The 18255-nt window shown below is 55.4% G+C and carries 15 protein-coding genes; 12 read left to right on the top strand and 3 right to left on the bottom strand.

Annotation, left to right across the window (positions count from 1 at the left end):
* The first annotated feature begins 26 nt into the window (after nucleotides 1-26).
* The 9 genes from EF096_RS09740 to EF096_RS09700 all read left to right on the top strand — a co-directional run bounded on the left by EF096_RS09740 (nucleotide 27) and on the right by EF096_RS09700 (nucleotide 11370).
* Nucleotides 27-2093 (top strand): type VI secretion system Vgr family protein, encoded by a 2067-nt coding sequence (locus tag EF096_RS09740; RefSeq protein WP_123889432.1) that lies wholly within the window; start codon nucleotides 27-29, stop codon nucleotides 2091-2093.
* Nucleotides 2086-2961 carry a DUF4123 domain-containing protein gene (locus tag EF096_RS09735; protein WP_123889431.1) on the top strand — a complete coding sequence of 292 codons (876 nt, stop codon included), beginning with the start codon at nucleotides 2086-2088 and terminating at the stop codon, nucleotides 2959-2961. Before EF096_RS09740 ends, EF096_RS09735 begins: the two co-directional genes overlap by 8 nt.
* A 95-nt stretch (nucleotides 2962-3056) precedes the next feature.
* Nucleotides 3057-6485 (top strand): toxin VasX, encoded by a 3429-nt coding sequence (locus EF096_RS09730; RefSeq protein ID WP_123889430.1) that lies wholly within the window; start codon nucleotides 3057-3059, stop codon nucleotides 6483-6485.
* Complete coding sequence (locus EF096_RS09725) at nucleotides 6485-7612, top strand: hypothetical protein (RefSeq protein WP_123889429.1); 1128 nt, start codon at nucleotides 6485-6487, stop codon at nucleotides 7610-7612. Before EF096_RS09730 ends, EF096_RS09725 begins: the two co-directional genes overlap by 1 nt.
* Before the next feature lie 321 nt (nucleotides 7613-7933).
* Complete coding sequence (locus EF096_RS09720) at nucleotides 7934-8221, top strand: hypothetical protein (protein WP_123889428.1); 288 nt, start codon at nucleotides 7934-7936, stop codon at nucleotides 8219-8221.
* Between the two features lies 1 nt (nucleotide 8222).
* Entirely contained in the window at nucleotides 8223-8978 is a 756-nt protein-coding gene (locus tag EF096_RS09715) for a hypothetical protein (RefSeq protein ID WP_123889427.1), read from the top strand.
* Between the two features lie 25 nt (nucleotides 8979-9003).
* On the top strand, nucleotides 9004-9351 hold the full coding sequence (locus tag EF096_RS09710; RefSeq protein ID WP_123889426.1) for a hypothetical protein: 348 nt from the start codon (nucleotides 9004-9006) through the stop codon (nucleotides 9349-9351).
* Nucleotide 9352: 1 nt separating this feature from the next.
* Complete coding sequence (locus EF096_RS09705) at nucleotides 9353-10099, top strand: hypothetical protein (protein WP_123889425.1); 747 nt, start codon at nucleotides 9353-9355, stop codon at nucleotides 10097-10099.
* Nucleotides 10100-10353: 254 nt separating this feature from the next.
* Nucleotides 10354-11370, top strand: a complete 1017-nt coding sequence (locus EF096_RS09700) for a hypothetical protein (protein ID WP_123889424.1) — start codon at nucleotides 10354-10356, stop codon at nucleotides 11368-11370.
* 30 nt (nucleotides 11371-11400) lie between these two features.
* Here EF096_RS09700 and EF096_RS09695 read toward each other — a convergent pair whose 3' ends face one another.
* On the bottom strand, nucleotides 11401-11904 hold the full coding sequence (locus tag EF096_RS09695; protein ID WP_123889423.1) for an HPP family protein: 504 nt from the start codon (nucleotides 11902-11904) through the stop codon (nucleotides 11401-11403).
* A gap of 106 nt (nucleotides 11905-12010) precedes the next feature.
* Here EF096_RS09695 and EF096_RS09690 point away from each other — a divergent pair, with 106 nt between their 5' ends.
* On the top strand, nucleotides 12011-12607 hold the full coding sequence (locus EF096_RS09690) for a TetR/AcrR family transcriptional regulator (RefSeq protein ID WP_123889422.1): 597 nt from the start codon (nucleotides 12011-12013) through the stop codon (nucleotides 12605-12607).
* A gap of 24 nt (nucleotides 12608-12631) precedes the next feature.
* Here EF096_RS09690 and EF096_RS09685 read toward each other — a convergent pair whose 3' ends face one another.
* Nucleotides 12632-15472 (bottom strand): class I adenylate cyclase, encoded by a 2841-nt coding sequence (locus EF096_RS09685; RefSeq protein ID WP_123889421.1) that lies wholly within the window; start codon nucleotides 15470-15472, stop codon nucleotides 12632-12634.
* A gap of 12 nt (nucleotides 15473-15484) precedes the next feature.
* Nucleotides 15485-15727, bottom strand: a complete 243-nt coding sequence (locus EF096_RS09680; RefSeq protein ID WP_123889420.1) for a TIGR02647 family protein — start codon at nucleotides 15725-15727, stop codon at nucleotides 15485-15487.
* Between the two features lie 178 nt (nucleotides 15728-15905).
* On the opposite strand from EF096_RS09680, the gene EF096_RS09675 reads away from it, so the two are divergent.
* On the top strand, nucleotides 15906-16565 hold the full coding sequence (locus EF096_RS09675; protein WP_123889419.1) for a glutathione S-transferase family protein: 660 nt from the start codon (nucleotides 15906-15908) through the stop codon (nucleotides 16563-16565).
* A gap of 126 nt (nucleotides 16566-16691) precedes the next feature.
* Entirely contained in the window at nucleotides 16692-17699 is a 1008-nt protein-coding gene (locus tag EF096_RS09670) for an adenosine deaminase (RefSeq protein WP_123889418.1), read from the top strand.
* Nucleotides 17700-18255: the final 556 nt, after the last annotated feature.

Below are 18255 nucleotides of genomic sequence, written 5' to 3'. Positions count from 1 at the left end.
CACCAGTTCAGCGAAAGGAACAACGGATGTTCTCCCCAGCCAATGAAGCAGCCTTCACCCTACACATCGACGGCGCTGCCCACGATTTCAAGGTATTGGCCTTTACCGGTAAAGAGGCCCTCAACCAACCCTTTGCCTTTGAACTGGAACTGATCAGCGAACAGCCCGACATCGACCTGGGCTCGCTGCTGCATCACACCGCCTATCTCGACATGGGCCAGGGTGCTGGCATCCACGGCTTTATCGACCGACTCGCCCAGGGCGAAGCCGGCAAACGCCTCACCCGGTATCACCTCTGCCTGCGCCCCCAGCTTAGCTACCTGGCGCACAGAACCAATCAACGCATCTTCCAGCACCTCACCGTGCAAGACATCATCAGCCGCCTGCTGGAAGAACATGGCATTCAGGGCGACGCCTACCGTTTTCAACTCAACGCCAGCTACCCTGAACGCATCTACTGCACCCAGTACGACGAAACCGACCTGCACTTCATCCAGCGCCTGTGCGAAGAAGAAGGCCTGCACTACCACTTTGAACACAGCCGCGAAGGCCACGTCATCGTCTTTGGTGACGACCAGACTACCTTCCCGCAACTGGCCCAGATCGGTTACAGCCAGGGCACCGGCATGGTCGCCGACGAGCCCGTGGTCAAACGCTTCGGCCTGCGGGTAGAAACCCGGCCCAGCCGCGTCACCCGCCGCGACTACGACTTTGAAAAACCGCGCCTGCTGATGGAAGCCGCGTACAAAACGCCGGCAGACCCCGAACAGGATCAACAAAAGGCCCTCGAGCCCGATCTGGAAGACTACGACTACCCCGGCCGCTTCACCGACCGCGAGCGTGGCAAACAACTCAGCCAGATCAACCTCGAACGCCACCGCGCCGAACAGCAACTGGCCGACGGGCTGAGCGACCAGCCACAACTGCGCAGTGGTCACTTTATGCCACTCAGTGGCCACGCCCGCGCCGACTGGAACGACCTCTGGCTGCTGACCGAAATCCACCACGAAGGCAAACAGCCGCAAGTGCTGGAAGAAGGCGTCACCAGCGACGTCAAAACCAGTGATGGCTTCACCCAGGGCTACCGCAATCACTTCAAAGCCACACCCTGGCAGATCATCTGGCGCCCGCAGCTCAACCACCGCAAGCCCAAAGTACTGGGCAGCCAAAGCGCCGTGGTCACCGGCCCGCAGGGCGAAGAGATTCACTGCGACCAGTACGGCCGCATAAAAGTGCAGTTCCACTGGGACCGCGAAGGCCAAGCTGATGACAAAACCAGCTGCTGGCTGCGCGTTGCCTCTAGCTGGGCGGGCGACCGCTACGGCGGCGTTGCCATTCCCCGAGTCGGCATGGAAGTGCTCATCACCTTCCTGGAAGGCGACCCCGACCAACCGCTGGTCACCGGCTGCCTGTACCACAAAGAACACGAAGTCCCATATGAGCTACCTGCGCACAAAACCCGCAGCGTATTCAAAACCCTCAGCAGCCCCGGTGGCGGTGGTTACAACGAACTGCGCATCGAGGACAAAAAGGGCGAAGAACAGATCTACCTGCACGCGCAGAAAGACTGGGACGAAAACATCGAGCACAACCAGACGGTGCGCGTGGGCAACGAACGCCACGACACCGTCGAGGCCAACAGCTACAGCGAGTTCAAGGCCGAAGAGCACCGCACCACCCACAGTGAGCGCAAGACCGAGGTCAAGGCCAATGATCACCTGACCGTCGGCACCAGCCAGCACGTCAAACTCGGCGACAGCCAACTGGTCAAAGCGGGCAGCGAAATCCATCTCTCCAGCGGCATGAAAGTGGTGCTCGAAGCGGGTATGGAAATCACCTTCAAGGTCGGCGGCAGCTTCGTAAAGCTAGACCCCAGCGGTGTCACCCTGGTCGGGCCCAGCGTTAAGATCAACTCGGGCGGTAGTCCGGGCAAGGGCAGCGGGGCAGCACCGGCGTTGCCGGGGGCTGCGGCGGCTGTGGATGTGAGTGAGGCGGGTAAGCTGCTGGTAGTAAACCAGAGGCAAGCTCTCATGCAGAAGAAGCCTCTTTGCGCGATCTGCGAAGCGGCGAAAGAAGGAGCTGCCAATGCATGATGAAGCACTGAGCGGTGGATCATGGCATTTAAATAGCTACCTTCTGCTCGATGGAATCAGCGTAGAAGCCTTGCCAAGAAAAATTTATGAATGGTCAGATTCGCCCGAATACGAAGTGCTTTACCTGGAAACACCCTGGGTCGAATTAAGCGATGTGTCTCCGTTTCTGGTTAAGCTGCATGGTAAAAATGACGCTATTCTTAATGAGTTTTTGGCGAATCAATCGCAGGAGTGGGGTTATCTGATATTTAGCTCAAAGGAAAGCGAAGAGGTAGTCCAGCACCTTCGTAAGCTGATAAGTGTCGAGCATCCGTTGGGCCAATCTATGCTACTGCGCTTAGCCGATCCTGCAGTGGCGAATGCTTTGTTCGGGCTTGCAGCAGAGAATAATCATTCCGAGCTATTTGGCCCAATTGACCAATTGCGAGCTTATGATTCAGCAAGTCTTTCTTGGCTTTCGCACCAGCGGCCAAGCACTGAAATGGTATTGAGCAGGTTGCCATATCGATTGAGCGAAGCGGAGCTTGCTGCACTTGGTGAGGTTGATTTCCGGCAAACAGTTCAATGGCTCCAGAGCCATATCAATAAGTATTTCCCGCATTTTTTATCCGCAGTACCTGATTCAGAACAGTGGGGCAGAGTTCATCAGCTGGCAGATCAGGCCTATCAGACGGGTTTTACCAGCGAACGGGATATAGCCTTGTATGCCAACGTATTTGGTTTTCTGGGCTGGGATGTTCTTGAACGTCACCCGGATATCGCAGAGCTAGTAACCAGAGTAGGCCCGCAATCACCCTCACAACGTATTGAGCACGCAGCCAACCTTGCAGAGTCGAGAGTGGCATTGCTGGAAAGGAATCCTGTATGACAGCGCAGCAACCACCCCGCCAAAGCCCAGCCAATGAGGCAGCAAGCGCAAGAAGTTGCAATGATAGCAGGGCCGCGACGGCTGCGTGTCCTCTCATGAATCTGAAGCTGCAGCTTTTGCCTTTGCGCTACGGTCTGGTCGAGACGCTTGATCCTAGTAGCGAAGTGGTAATGCCTTATGAGCTGGAGTCGCGCCCATTGGGGATTCGCCTTCTCCGCGATGGCTTTCTGTACGTTATCGAAGAAGAAACCGGCTTCTTACATGAATATGAGGTAAGCGATGGCGCTCTAAGTAAACTGCTATGGCAAGACGCAGAAGTTCGTTCAAATACCCGCACAAACAATATCGGACCGGCCAAGCTGGTGTTTCCTCGCCAAAGCATGTTGCATGTTGCTTACTCCGAGGTGCAATGGACCGCCGCCAAGTGCTCGCAGGTCATTGGCAGTCCCGCAGACCGTGCCAGGTTCATGCAGCAGATCAATCCGGGGAGCGCAAACCCCGCAACGGGTGGCGCTCACTTGATGACGTGGGAGGAGGCCGAGCGTTGGCTGGCGGAAGCGGCTGAAAGTAAGCAAGAAACAGAGGCACCCGAGCTGCCTGAAGGGGCCCATCCTGACGAAAACCTGCCTTATCTTTGGGAGCCACGAGGCCTATTCCAAGAAACTTCTGTTGATTCCCTAAAAAAACAGGTGCTGAACGAGTACAAGGATGACTCGCTCTGCCTGATTGTCAGGGATGATATTGGGGTGATGCGCGACTTGGCTAATTTCCAGAATGAGGTGGTCACCTGGATCGACGACTGGGAAAGTGGAGGCGAGCAGCCTGGGACCAATAAGCGAGACTACATGCTCGCGTGCTATATCGATTCGCTATCGCTGATGACTCAGCAGGGGTTAGACCAAATAGCGGAATTTTCCGACCTGCCTGACGTTCAAGTCATGTTTGAGGATCTGAAAAAACTTCTAGATCCTCAGCAAGAGCAAACAAGACAAAGCTTGATTGATTGGCTGAATGTAGGCAGCAACAACGGTCGGTTGCCTAGAGTCAATGATCCAACTCTGCCCGCTGATCTTAAAGCTAGAATTAGAGAAATCGATCGAGAAATCAATCCATCAAACGCACTTCGTCTGGGCCAGCAAAAAGTGGATGCTGTCGAGGACTATTACTTCGCTCAATGTATGGAAGGTGCTGATCCAACCTTTGTTGAGACGCATAGACAGACGATAATTCAGGTCAAGAAAGAACATAATAAGCGGGTTCAAAGTGTTCTCTCTGGGGCTGATTTTGGCCAGCGAGGCATCAACGATCTTATCGACAGACCGTCTATGGATGCTGTGCTAGAACGCCACCGCGCAAACCTAAATCGCTGGGATAGACTGCTGGAGTCCATAACGGCTGATCGCTTGCAGATGATTAGTAATAACCGCTTTCATGATGCAGCCTGGTATTACGACCTTCATGAGGCTAGGCAAATAGGCTTGGCTTTTAGTGCTCAGTATGCGTGTTTCAAAGACATTTGCCGCAATGACAATGCTATGGAAGCCATTAGTGGCTGGCTTGAGCAGAACCCGGACTATGATCGGCCACTCTTTTTCACACTACCCTTAGCGGACCAAATTACGTTAAGTACTAACTTGGCTACTTTGAACGATGCGGCCTACAAGCTGATAACTCTTACTCCGGAGTGGGTTAATAAACTGCGGGAGATTGAACGACCGTTTCTTCCTGCCTTGGATGAGCTGCCGGAAAGTGCGCGCGTTCTTGGACAAAGCGCCCACGATACCCTGACTCCTGCACTGGCATATGGGTTCTCCCGGTCGGTAGAACAGGCGTTGCAAGCCACCCATCTTGAGCAAATCCCTTCTATGGAGGAACTGTTTGACAGCCTCCCCCCAGCTACTGTCAAGCGGATGTTTGATATTTCACGCAAAGAGGGTGTTACCTTTACCGTAGGAGACGCAGATGATTTGGCTGCCCTGCGGCAAGAAATTAATGATGTGTTTGCGGCCCAAGCTGAACAGGCAAGACTTCGCAAGAGGCATACCGAAGCCAAAAAGAACTCTGGGCATCAATCTCCAGCAGCTCAGCAGGCACTGGATGAGTTCAAAGAGGCCAGAGATCTGCGTCGTACGCTTGAGAGTAGGCTGCTCGGAAAGCTGACACCTATTTCCAAAGTACCCGACTCCAACGTTCGCATTAGCCCTAGTAGCGTGGGGCACCCTGGCCTCACCTTATTATTATCTGGTTCGCAGCACGAGGCAGTCACCGGCATTTGGCGTAATCTGGGGCGAGGCTACGCTCAAGCGGGTCCGGCTGGAATGCTGGGCGACGGGGTTGGGGTGTTGATAGCGGTTCTTCAAGCAGCCAACTTGATACATGTCTGGCGCGAAACAATGGAACAGGGTGAACATAACAGAGAATGGTCTGACTTCAGATCGGCTATAGCTTCTACCGCGGCGTCAGGTTTTATGGCTTCTCAGTCAATTGCGAATACTGCGCTCAATGCTCGCATTGTCGCATTGGAAAGTAGTTTGAAATACTATTCCGCAAGGAATGTGAAGTTGTTGTTGGGTAAGCTGCATTTGGGGTTGGGGTTGGTGGGATATGGTGCCATGCTTATAACTGCAGTTTATTCCGTAGGGCGGCATCATGCCAATTTGATAGCGGCACTAAGGTCTGGTAACCGTGCGGCGCAGTATGGAGCCACCACGGCCATGGTTGGTGCCGCTGGTATAGCCGGCGCTAGTGGGTACGGGCTGTATAACAGCGCGCATGCGGGTTTAGCTGTCATGCGTGGCACATCTTGGGCTGTAGCAGGGTTAAGGCTATCATCCGTTTTTTTACGCGTTAACCTTGTAGGCGCCATCTTTACTGTGCTCGAGCTGGGCGGTACTTGGTGGTACAACTGGAACAATCTCAGTCGCCACGACGCCTGGCTACAAACAACGCCGTGGAGCCGTGATTTGGATAAGCGCGATAACCTCCCCCTAGCTGAGTATCAGAACCAGCTTCAAGCGATTTTGAGCGCGCCTGTTGCTGAGCTGCGCCATGTCAGTCAGGGTAATTGGCTGAGCAGCGCTATCGGGGTATATCAGGGAGTAGAGGTTGGCATTCAGTTGCCGGGCCTGAGCCGAGAATCATTGCTTAAGGTTGAAAATAACCCGGCGCTGGTACAATTGTCCTTGGCTGGCTATCAGGTTCGTAAGGAGGGGCGAAGAGAAGTAGAGCATTGGCAGCCAATTAGTGAAGATATAGTCATGAATACAGCGATGAGCAATTCTGGGCCGTTACAATTAACGATCACCAGCTCCGCTTTCCCGGAAAGTACGGCTAAACTTGACTTAGTTATAGTCGTTCGCATTGAGATACTTGATCAGGAGGGTAGCTACATTCCCCAAGAGCACAGCATTCGCTTAAGGACTCTTACTGAAGGTAGCTACTCGACTTCCGAGCTCCGTGCAAAAGGCGAACAAGCCCCCAAAAGGGTTGTGGATCCGTACTTCCTCACACAGCAGGCTCAGTGATGACCAAACGTAACAAGCCCGCAGCGCACGAGTACCTTAAACATAACCCGAAGGCGGGTGATAGGCAGCCATTTCTCTCGGGTGTTATTACGTATTTGGCCCCCTTACCTCTCCCAACCCAGCAGGCCCCGATAGACTATGAAGAAGTTGTCGGAAGTCTTAATGATACTTACCTAGTGTATGGCTCTGGTCGAGCCACGTTATTTTCATGGCAGATGATACTTGGCGGACCTCTTACGTTATTTGCTTTGTTTGTGTTGATACTTCCTCTGATAGCTGGAGGAGGTACACTTTTGCTTGGTGGTACTTGGTTTGACGCTAAGGACTTTTTCTATAACACCTATACTGGGTTTGTCGGTGTAGCCACTTTCAGTTGCATTATTATTTTTCTGATCTGCATACTTACTTGGTATTTTAGTCGTATCAAGGAGCAGGGGCTCGTCGCCCCTCGTTTCAACCGTCAACGCCGCGAAGTGTGTTTTGTGCCAGAGGGGGGTATTAAAGCCTATATCGTACCCTGGGAAAGCTTGGCTGTTTGGACCACGGAAGCGCAGGGCGTGACCCAGTACGGCGTTCAACGTCAATACGCCATGGGAATTGGCTTCCACGATGAGACTAGCGGTAGCGACTGTCTTCTTGAATACCCTACTTCCGCTATTCCACTCGCAATCAGTACGTGGGAAGCAATACGAGCGTACATGGAATATGAAGTACATAGTCTTGAAGATATTCATTGTGAGAAGGAGCTACGTAACCCTGGCGATCCTCCCTATGAGGGGCTGCATACTTTTCGTAATGCCCGTCGCCGGTTGCATCGACGCTACCGCGAGGGTGAGGTAGGTCTCTGGATGGTTTTCGGCTGGTATCTCTATCATATAATGACGCTGTGGTCTCTACCTGCCTTTCTCGCACAGCGCGAAGCGCTCTGGTTGCAACGCCGCCCCAAGACTTCAATTCCGAAAAAAATGGCGCAATGGTCAGAGCCATTACCCAAGGAGCAATGGGCTAAACCAAGCGAATTGTTGAAGCGCCAGAGTGCTGCAGCCAAACGCATATGGGCCAAGCAGCCAAACGCGTCTATGGCTGCGGTGTTCGCAGCAGCACGACGTGAAGTGGGGGACGAGTAGTCTGCCTGATTCTTGGTGCACACCGCATACTGCGAGCGTCGGCTCAAACCCGGCGCTGTCATGACATCAGAGCTAGCCGCTCCGGAACAACGAATGTTCACCCCCGCTAAACAAGTCACCGCCATTGTTCTAGGAAACCCACCGCCGCGCAGCTGATGACTCAATCCCCTTATGCTACCACCGCCTATTCATCGGCCAACCTGCAACGTCATCCGGCGGACAAGCCGCGCCCTGGATTAAAACCGCTGGTGGGGCAGCGGCTACCTTGGGGTAATACACAAGATGCTGTGCTAGATAGCTTTATCGTGCCGAAGGCCGCAAATGTTCAATAGGCTATTTAAGCGTAAGGATGAAAGTGACGCCGATGAGAGCAGTGTTGATCTAAGCGTGCGCCCGAAAGTAGGCGAGATTCGTACACAAGGTATGACGGAAACACTGTTTCTCTCGCCTTTGCCTTTGCCCACGGGGCAATTAGCCTTGGGGCGGTTCAGCTGGAAATGTTCATCTGCCCCCGGTTTTCCCGATGAGCCCATCGACGGTGAGCTACTGTCGCGCTCAGGTGCACCAGCGCAGCGCATTACCTTACCTGTTCCGACCACGGAGTCCTGAGATGTTTACACGCAAACCCCTGACCTTGCCGCCGCAGCTGCAATGGCAGTATCAGGATGAGCCTGCGCTGGCCGAGTGGTCGCTGAAGGCACGGCCTTATAATACGGATATTGCAAATGGGTTGTGCGTTGCGGTTTTTATGATAGCTCTGCCGCTGGCTATATGGTTAGGATTTGATTCTGCGGAAACACTTTTTTGGCAGCTATTTCTTACACTGTTTGGTGTGCTTTTATTTGGCTCGATGATTCTCAGCATGACCCACCAAAAAACAAAGTTCGCCTACCGCCTGACGGCATCAGGTCTGGAATTCTGTGAGTGGAAGGCTTTCCCTGAGTGGCTGCCCACCCTGCTGAAGTGGCTAGCCGTGATCACCGGGGTGGTGATGCTGATGCTGGTGATGGTGCACCCGGCGGCGCTGATCGGAGCGATAGCGGGGCCGGGGCTGATCGGCCTGATGTATCTGCGCATGGGCACCTCCAGTCAGTTTCGGAAGATGCATGAAAGCTATCATCACATCGTGCACTCGTGGGATGAGTTCAAAAAAGTAACGGTATTTCGGCGGCGCTCGATTATTGGCTTAGATTTCGAGTGGTATAACCCTGAAGGAGGAGACGGGAAGGGCCGAATGATCCCGTGGGAGGAAATCATCTACTGTCGCAAATCCCACTACAACGAGCTGATCAAAATCATCCGTTCCCAGTTGCCGGATTCGACGCCCTATGAAGAAGCCTATATCCAGATTTATGCGGGAGCGTAGCGGTATCACTTCATAGGTTGTCTTGGTGCGCAAGGCCAGTGTCAGTATGGCCTCGCGCAAGCCCACTCCGCTGTTTGCCGAGCCGCGTGAACGTACAGTGTCTTCTGAGGCCAGCCACTACCATTGGCGTACCTGGATACCGGTCAGCGGCGCGTCCTACGTGGAGCTGGAAGTTACCTATGCCGACGTGTTGGAGCCCGATACCCAGGTACCTGCGAGTTACACCTTCAGAGCTAGCCTGCTAGGCGCGCCGAGAAATGCTGAACTGATCAGTAACCCCTTGCACGATGAGCCCATCGACGGTGAGCTACTTTCGCGCTCAGATGCACCAGCGCGGCGCATTACCTTGCCTGTTCCGACCACGGAGTCCTGAGATGTTTACACGCAAACCCCTGACCCTGCCGCCGCAGCTGCAATGGCAGTATCAGGATGAGCCTGCGCTGGCCGAGTGGTCGTTGAAAGCACGGCCTTATAATACGGATATCGCGAATGGGATTTTCGCGGCTTTATTTTTTATAGTAACGCCATTTGCTGCTTGGCTTGGGTTCGACACGGCGAAGACATTGCTAGGCCAGGTCTTGCTTACAATTTTCTTGTGGGCTTTATTCTTGTCAGTCGTCGTGAGTATGACCCACCAAAAAACCAAATTCGCCTACCGCCTGACAGCTTCCGGGCTGGAATTCTGTGAGTGGAAGGCTTTCCCTGAGTGGCTGCCCACCCTGCTGAAGTGGCTGGCCGTGATCACCGGAGTGGTGATGCTGATGCTGGTGATGGTGCACCCGGCGGCGCTGATCGGAGCAATAGCGGGGCCGGGGCTGATCGGCCTGATGTATCTGCGCATGGGTACGTCCAGCCAGTTTCGGAAGATGCATGAAAGCTATCATCACATCGTGCACTCGTGGGGTGAGTTCAACAAAGTAACGGCATTTCGGCGGCGCTCGATCATTGGCTTGGGCTTTACTTACTACAACCCTCAAGCCGAAATTGAAGACAAGATGATTCGCTCTATCCGCAAGATCTACTGCCGCAAATCCCACTACAACGAGCTAATCAAAATCATCCGTGCCCAGTTGCCGGATTCCACGCCTTATGAAGAAGCCTATATCCAGATATATGCCTGAGCGCTGGGGTAGCTCTTGATCGGCTGTATTGGTGCGCAAGGTCGACAGTATCCAGCTCTTTTTGGCTTTGCAGCCCAGCCTGCCGCGTCGTTCTGATGAGTAGCGCACATCGTCCGCTGTAAGCGTCGGATAAAATGCTGCGCTGTCGAAGCATCAGAGCTAGCCGCTCCCGCGCAGTGACAGGAACAATGGATGTTCACCCCCGCTAAACAAGTCACCGCCATTGTTCCAGTCAATCCTGCGCTGCGCAGCTGATGACTCAATCACCCTATGCTACCACCGCCTATTCATCGGCCAACCTGCAACGTCAGCCGCCGGGAAAACCGCGCTCTGGATTAAAGCAGCTGGCGGGGCAGCGGCTGCCTTGGGGTAACACCCAAGAGATCGTACCCGATAGCTTTATGATGCCAGAGCCATCGAGTTTGCGGTCACTGGAAAGTGACCGTTTACAGCGCGACCAAGAGATAGCAAAGGGAACCTATGAGCCCGCTCCGATGGAGCATATTGATTTCCACGATCGTTGCGATCATGAGCATTACCGGCATGCGCCCTGGGCGGGTAGAACCCATTTCTGGTTATACCTCGGTGGATTTGCAAAAGTTGGTTTTTTTATTTTTTTATTCTTAGGCGCATTGTTAGCGATTATGGAATCATTGATGGCTGACAAGGACTATTTTTTTGTTTTTCTTGAGTCGTTCGGTTTTGTTTTTTTCTCAGCCACCCTCCCCTGTTTCTCTGCTTGGATGCTGGCGGTATTGGTAACTCACAAATTCCCACGCCTCTGGATCAAACCCGGGAAAGGCCCGAAATGGGAACTCAATCGCCGTAACGGCATGGTGACGGTGTTCAAATACCGCCGCGGGGAGGTGAGTGAAAAGCGCGCGCCTTTCCATGAGTTTGATGCCTACGTTAATACCACCCCCGACCGCCAGGGCTTGCCCATGAACGTGCTCAGTATCGAGCATCGTTACTCGGATATCAGCATTCACTTTGGCGACATCCAGCCGCCCGACCGCAATATCAATCAGCACTGTGCGCTGTGGGATTTTATTCAGAACTACATGGATACCAACCACGCACTCCCGGATACCCCGCTGTTTGAAGAGCACCGCGTTAACGATGCGACCACGGTCGAACACGACAAAGCCGCAGGCCGTCATCCGCGCTACTGGCGCGATATGGACGATGAGGCCTTCAAGCAAGCACAGAGCCAGATGCGAGCTCAGATAGCGAGGATTAACACCCTTAGTCGGCAGAACCTGGCGGCTTAGTTTGAAGAAAGCCTTGGGGCCTCGCTCTACTCAAAACCAATAGTTCGGCCAGCGCTTGCCGGCGCCCACATTATTGATGACGAGCGCCACCAGAACCAGGATCACTGAACCGGCCAGGACGGGTGTGAGCAGAAAATGGTACTCGTGAATGCCTGCCAGCATGATTACCAGAGGGTTAGCGCCAGCGGGCGGATGTACTGCTCGACAGACCTGCATCAGCGCGATAGCGACGCCTACGGCGATGGCCATGGCCAGCGGGCCGCTGCCAGCTAACTGGAAGATGACGATGCCAACCAGCGCGGCAATACAGTGACCGCCAATCACATTACGTGGCTGCGCCAGCGGGGCGTTGGGTGCCGCGAACAGGAGTACGCAGGTAGCGCCAAAGGGGGCCATGAGCAAGGGCACTTCAGCCAGCTGGGTTAACCAGGCAATCGCACTAATTCCCAGAATCCCGCCAACTAGGCCGGTAAGAATCTGCATAAGGTCTGGCCGGGGCGGGCAGACGCTGGTGCCTTTGATTTTGTGAAGCATGGAGTTGCCTTTGTGTTAAGGTTTGTACAGATCGGTACAATACGCAAATGTACCGATCTGTACAATTTCTTTTTCGTGCGCGGCGTTTTTAACAACGGGCAGGCTTATGGGTAAGCGTGACGACATTCTCGATACCGCGATGACGCTGTTTAACCGCCATGGTTATCAGGCTGTCGGGGTAGACCTGATTCGGGATGAGGCGCAGGTGTCGAAGATGACCCTGTATAAATACTTCGCAACCAAGGAAGCTTTGGTTGAGGCGGTGCTCCGGCTGCGACACGAGCGGTTCAAGCAGTCGCTGGAACTATGGTTGGCGGAGTACGCCGATCCGGTTGAGCGATTTAAGGCCGTGTTTAATTGGCATCTGCGCTGGTTTTCTTCGCGTCAGTTTTACGGCTGTATGTTTATCAAGGCGGCGGGTGAGTTTCATCAGGTTGAAGATTATCTGGTGGTGGCCCGGTTGCATAAAGACTGGGTACGGGAGCTGCTCTGTAGACTGCTGGCCGACATGGGCGTGGAAGAGGCGGCGACCAAGGCGAGCTATTTGCTGGTGCTGCTCGATGGGATGATTGTTAACGCGGGTATCTTTAGTTCGCTAAGCCACGTTGATCCGGCCTGGCGGTGCGTTTGTGACTGCCTGGGTATGGAGTATGCTGCGTTGGATGCGCCCGATAGGGCGACGCTGCCCGACAGCGTGTTTTAGCTAGTTGGCGGGCAGTTTAGCCTATTAGCGTAGCGCGCCCATTGCCTGGTTCAAGGCGCGTTCCAGCTGCTGTCGGTAGCGTAGGTATTGTGCGGTCTGCATGCGCTCGCCGGGATCGATGGCGGATAGGTCCAGGTCGGTGATGTAGCAGGGGTAGGCTTCACGACTTTGGCGTTGGCTGAGGATGTGTTTGGCGACTTCGGCATAGAGTCGCGGCCCGTGTTCCAGCTCGGAAAATTCCCGATGATCACAGAAGATGGTGACGTTGAAGCCCTGCTTTCCTGAGGGCTCGGCGATAGCCTGCACCGCGTAGAAGTCAGCGCTCAGGCCATCGCGTGGCAAGGGTTTTTCTTCCAGCCGCAGAGGGTTGCCGTCGTGTGCGGGCTGGATTGCATAGAGCTGCACTTCGCCTTCCCAGATACTGCTTTCCAGGCTCTCTTTTACCTGCCGGCGTAACCGGATACCGTTTAGAAAGCGTAGCAGCGGCAGCAGCATAGTCTGCTCGTCGCGGTAGCTCTGTTGGTGAGTCCAGAGAGCGCCTCTTTCATCCAGCAAGCTCACCTCGACCTGCCAGTTGGCTTTGATGCGATAGAACAGCTGTATGCGGCCAGGTCTTTCGTGTTGCAGAATCAACGCGAGGTCTTGCCCCTGCAGGGCGTAGGCATCCAGTGCGAGCTTGCTGTGACGCGGCCGGGAGCGGCCCAGGTTGCGCAGCAGTGCTGGGCGATCGGCCAGCTCGATCATATTGATCTGTTCGTCGCGCCACTCCAACAGGCGGAAACCGTTCTGCACCTGCACCAAAAAACGATCCGGTGGGTTAGCCAGCAGGTGCTGAGCGGCATCGCGGAACAGGCCTTCAACGCGCTCCGCGATGGAGCTGGAACGATTACGGCAGAAACAGCGCACCTGTAGCTCGGGTAGGCGTTTGTGCTCGCGGCCCTGATTCAGATAGTCGCACAGCGCCTGCATGCAGGCTTCTTCGCCCTCGTAGTGGGTTACCAGCATTTCGTTCCAGCTGTTGAGCGAGACTTGATCGATACTGAGGATCAGGTTGTCACGCATGCCGGAGTAGCCCAGGGCGTCGGTGTGACTGCTGATCATGTGCAAATTATGCTGGCTGTTACTCGGTAGCGGGTCGAGGCCGATGTTGACCAGCAGTAGCACATGGCAGGGTTCGCTGGCACGCGACAACGCCGTTTCGGTCAGGGCGGGCAGCGGCAGCGGAAATTGCTGTTGCAGGCTGAGCACCAAATTGCTCAGTTCAAATTCGCTGAGCGTGCTATCGCCGGGATACAGCGCAAAGCGCGTGGCGCTGTCGATCATGCCGTTGCGGTGTCCCCAGGCCAGTAGCTCCATGAGCCGGCGTGAGCGCTTGAGTGGCGGGTGGTCGCCCAGTTCGTTGATGGATAGGCTGCCCTGGTACAGGTTCCAGTAAGCTTCGCTGTAGTCCGTCGCTGGCGCTTGCGCCAGTGTCAGCAGGTCTTCGCTGAGGTCGGGGCTGATACCGGGGTTGATAAACTCGATCTTGCCGGCCTTGCGCTCAAAGGCAGCGTAGAGACGGCGGCCGAGCAAGGAGAGGTCGCGGCTGGTAACCTGATTGATCACGCCATGGCTGCGGCCAAAATGCGACAGCAGGCGGTAGCTGTGGGTCAGCTCGTTGACCAGTTGACGCCGCTCAGTGCTGACCTCGCGAATGCGCCACTCCTGTCGGCTGTCCATCTGCTGTAGCTGGCGCGGGCCCCATTGCCACTCGCGCACCAGCTTTTCCATCAGGTTACGCTTCCAGTCGAGTAGACCGCTGCGTTTGCTCAGGCGCACGTTGGCTTTGATATACAGGCAGCGGCGCAGCAGCTCTAGCCGTTCCAGCTCTTTGCGGTTCAACAGGTAGCGCTCAATGCGGCGATAGAGCATCACGTAGGGGTCCAGCTCGTCGGCATCGAGCTGGCCGTTGTAGATGGCGGCCTTGAAGTCGAGGCTGAGGCAGCGCACTTGCGGATGCTCGCTTGAATACACTTCGGTCAGCAGCAACTTGAGCACTGACTTGTAGGGCGAGTCGATCCCTTTGTATAGCTGCCAGAGGCCAGCTCCGACAAACTCACCAGCAGGAACGCCGGCCACATGGCCAAAGTCCAGGCTGTCCTGGCCACGCACAAAGCGTTTGCTCAGCAGCTGCTCGGCGTAGCTGTCGTATTGGTGCTCTTCATATGCCGGGACTAGCCACCAGAGCGGGTAACGGCCGCCAAGCATGATGGCGGTGCGGTAGAACTCGTCGAGCAACAGATAGTGCTGAGTGCTGCCGCAGTCTTCTCCGGCGAGTTCGTTATTGCGCGCGCCGCTACTGAACTCGGTTGGGTTGATCAGGTGGAAATGCGCTTCGCTGCCTTGTGTCGCCGCCCAGTCGGTAATCCGCTGACACTTGCTGGTCAGCTCCGCTAGCGCCGTTTCCGACAGGTCAGGTTGATGGCAGACCCAGATATCCAGGTCGCTGTGTTCGGATTGTCCAATGGTACCGCCACTGCCCATCAGGTAGAGGCCGATAATCTGCGGCAAAAAGCCGGCGGGGTGACGGCGGTATTGATAGCTGCGAGTCAGTGCCTGGGCACTTTGCAGCGCGGCCGTCTCGGGTTCATAGCCGGCCAGGCCATGGGGCGTTTCACGCGAGACAAAGCCGGGCAGCAGGTGATAGTTGACGTCAAACAACAGCGGTATCAGCTGCAGAACGTTGTACCGCCGCGTTGGCAGTGCTTGCAGCACCCGCCGCAGGCGCGTCTGATTGAGTGCCATGAAGCGCTTGCGCAGCGTATTCAGCGCCTTGCGATCAATGCCTTCGTCAATCAGTGGATGAATTACACCTGCCTGCGGCATCAGCTGCCTCGCTTAGGCTGGATCGGCGCGCAGAATGGTAAGCAGCGCTTGGGCGTGCTCCGCTGCGTCCAGCCCCAGGCTGGTCAGATAGCCGCCATCGTGCTGGGTTACCAGCCCCTGTTTGTGGAGTCGCTCAACAGCGGCGACCAGCGCCGTATCGGCCTCGTGCTTGTGGATCTTCAAGCCCTCCAGCGTATTGGCCAGGTTGAATTGGCAAAGCAGGTTGATGTCGGCGACTTCGTCGGGTTTCAGCATAGGGGCGTTACCTCTTGTTGGAGTAGCTTGCAGTCTAGCTAGTAAAGCCGCGAACGGCTTTTACCACTGGGTGATCTCTTGCAGCCCATTCATTGTCATGATGGCGCTGGATATTCTTTCCGTGCAGCGTTACAAGAGTGCAGCATTTCATACCCGCAGGACAATGGAGAAAAACAATATGATCAAGCTTCATGGCTTTGCCGTCAGTAACTATTTCAACATGGTTAAGCTGGCGCTACTGGAGAAGGGTGCTGATTTCGAGATGGTTCACGTGCACGGCAGCCAGGACGAAGCCTTCCTGGCCATCAGTCCACGTGGCAAGGTGCCGGTGCTGGAGACCGACAAGGGCTTTCTTAACGAAACCAATGTGATCCTGGAATACATTGAAGAAACCCAGGGCGGCAAGGCGCTGTTGCCAAGCGATCCCTACGAGCGTGGCTATGTACGGGCGCTGACGAAAGAGATCGAGCTGTATATCGAGCTGCCCGCGCGCAGTTGCTATATGGAAGTCTTCTTTGGTGGCAAGGTCGACCAGGCCGTCAAGGATAAAGCCAAAGCCGACTTGCTCGGTGGTATTGCCGCGCTCAAGCGTCACGCCAAGTTTGCGCCTTATATTGCCGGCAGTGAGATGACCATTGCCGACATTATGTTCCTGTTCAGCATTGATCTGGCCTCAGCGGTGGCGGGCAAGTTGTTTGGTGTTGACCTGTTGGCTGATCTGCCTGAGGCCAAAGCCTTGCTGGCCGAGCTGGCCAAGAACCCTAACGTGCAGAAGATCGAAGAGGCCAAGAACGCTGAAATGGCGGCGTTTATTGCTGCCGCCAAGGCGCGCAAGTAAAGCGTCAGGCCTTAACTCAGGGCGGCGCACTCTGCGGGTGTGCCGTCTAAGGTTATTTTGCGGATGGACTCATGGCGCGCTGTATCCTATCGTCTGCGCTATACAGACTAGATCAGGAATCAGCCGATGAGCTTTGCCGATAACGACTTTCTACGCCAACTACCCAAGGCCGAGTTGCACTTGCATCTTGAGGGTAGCCTGGAGCCCGAGCTGCTGTTTCAGCTGGCCGAGCGTAATGGTGTGCAACTGCCCTACGCCAACGTCGAGGCACTGCGCGCGGCTTACCAGTTCAGCAACCTGCAGGACTTTCTGGATATCTACTATCAGGGTGCGGGGGTACTACAGACCGAGCAGGATTTCTACGACCTGACCTGGGCCTATCTTGAGCGTTGCGCAGCCGATGGCGTGGTGCATGTCGAGCCCTTCTTTGATCCACAGACGCACACCGAGCGGGGTATTGCCATCGCGACCCAGCTCAAGGGGATTAGCCGGGCACTGGCTGACGGGCAGGCCCAGCTGGGCATCAGCTCGCGGCTTATTCTCAGTTTCTTGCGCCACCTGAGCGAGGATGAAGCCATCGCGACTCTGCAGGAAGCCTTGCCCCTGCGCGAACACTTTGTTGCCGTAGGGCTCGACAGTGCAGAGCACGGCAATCCGCCCGAGGGCTTTGTACGGGTATTCGATATGGCGCGCGAACAGGGTTTGCAGGCGGTGGCTCACGCTGGCGAGGAAGGCCCCGCAGATTACATCTGGCAGGCGCTGGATTTGCTGCGCGTCATCCGTATCGACCACGGCGTACGTTGCGTAGAAGATCCGGTACTGGTCGAGCGCTTGATTGCCGAACAGACGCCACTCACCGTCTGCCCGCTCTCCAACACCAAGCTGAAAGTCTTTGCGCAGATGCAGGACCACAACATTCTGCAACTGTTGGATCAGGGCGTGAAAGTCACCATCAACTCCGATGACCCGGCCTATTTTGGCGGTTACATGCTGGCCAACTTTGTCGCCGTGCGGGATGCGCTGGATATGACGCGCGAGCAGGCGATTGCGCTGGCGCGCAACAGCATTACCGCGAGTATGTTGCCGGAGGTTGAGCAGGCGGTCTGGTTGGCGAAGTTGGATGAGGCGGCTTGAGAGGGTGCTTGAGCACGCTGGCTTGATTGGCTCATCAGCAGAGTAAGTTGATGAGCCAGTTGGTCTTTTGCTTCTCGCGATCCGAGGTCAAAGCCTGTTTTGGAGAGGGTGGTTAGATATTTCTGTCGTTTTCACGCATGTTTTTCGCCAGCAAGGGCGTCCCCAGCCAAGCTGGCCTGCTGCTTCTGTGCGTTACTCGGTGTTTAGCGCGCCTGCGGAACTCGTCGCTATGCTCCTCAGGCTAGGCGCCCCCAAATTTCTCGGCTTAATCGCTCAACCGCTGCGTTACTCGAAAGCTTGGAAGGGGGTCGAAACGCCTGAGCTCGCAGTCCTGTCGGGAAAAAGGTCCTCGCGGTGTGTGAGGCGCGCAGCGCCGAGTTTGCGTGCGGCCGGCTAGGTGGCCCCCGGCAGCTTAAGCAACGCAGCGAACCCGCAGGGCCGCGCAGCTGGGTGCCCTAGGGGGTTGTTAGGGGGAGATGGGCAAGCATCTCCCCCTGACTCGCCTAAAGGCGAAAAGCTGAGTGAGTCCAAATCAAGATGTTCAATAAATGCGTGC

Origin of the sequence: Pseudomonas neustonica (genome assembly GCF_003797945.1) — a bacterium.
Classification (GTDB): domain Bacteria; phylum Pseudomonadota; class Gammaproteobacteria; order Pseudomonadales; family Pseudomonadaceae; genus Halopseudomonas; species Halopseudomonas neustonica.
Note: the sequence above shows the minus strand (reverse complement) of the source record. Positions and strands in the feature narration are given on the sequence as shown.

Coding starts and splice junctions, on each gene's coding strand:
- EF096_RS09705 (WP_123889425.1), top strand. CDS start 9,353: ATGTTTACACGCAAACCCCTGACCCTGCCGCCGCAGCTGCAATGGCAG.
- EF096_RS09695 (WP_123889423.1), bottom strand. CDS start 11,904: ATGCTTCACAAAATCAAAGGCACCAGCGTCTGCCCGCCCCGGCCAGAC.
- EF096_RS09740 (WP_123889432.1), top strand. CDS start 27: ATGTTCTCCCCAGCCAATGAAGCAGCCTTCACCCTACACATCGACGGC.
- EF096_RS09685 (WP_123889421.1), bottom strand. CDS start 15,472: ATGCCGCAGGCAGGTGTAATTCATCCACTGATTGACGAAGGCATTGAT.
- EF096_RS09700 (WP_123889424.1), top strand. CDS start 10,354: ATGACTCAATCACCCTATGCTACCACCGCCTATTCATCGGCCAACCTG.
- EF096_RS09690 (WP_123889422.1), top strand. CDS start 12,011: ATGGGTAAGCGTGACGACATTCTCGATACCGCGATGACGCTGTTTAAC.
- EF096_RS09675 (WP_123889419.1), top strand. CDS start 15,906: ATGATCAAGCTTCATGGCTTTGCCGTCAGTAACTATTTCAACATGGTT.
- EF096_RS09670 (WP_123889418.1), top strand. CDS start 16,692: ATGAGCTTTGCCGATAACGACTTTCTACGCCAACTACCCAAGGCCGAG.
- EF096_RS09725 (WP_123889429.1), top strand. CDS start 6,485: ATGACCAAACGTAACAAGCCCGCAGCGCACGAGTACCTTAAACATAAC.
- EF096_RS09730 (WP_123889430.1), top strand. CDS start 3,057: ATGAATCTGAAGCTGCAGCTTTTGCCTTTGCGCTACGGTCTGGTCGAG.
- EF096_RS09720 (WP_123889428.1), top strand. CDS start 7,934: ATGTTCAATAGGCTATTTAAGCGTAAGGATGAAAGTGACGCCGATGAG.
- EF096_RS09715 (WP_123889427.1), top strand. CDS start 8,223: ATGTTTACACGCAAACCCCTGACCTTGCCGCCGCAGCTGCAATGGCAG.
- EF096_RS09680 (WP_123889420.1), bottom strand. CDS start 15,727: ATGCTGAAACCCGACGAAGTCGCCGACATCAACCTGCTTTGCCAATTC.
- EF096_RS09735 (WP_123889431.1), top strand. CDS start 2,086: ATGCATGATGAAGCACTGAGCGGTGGATCATGGCATTTAAATAGCTAC.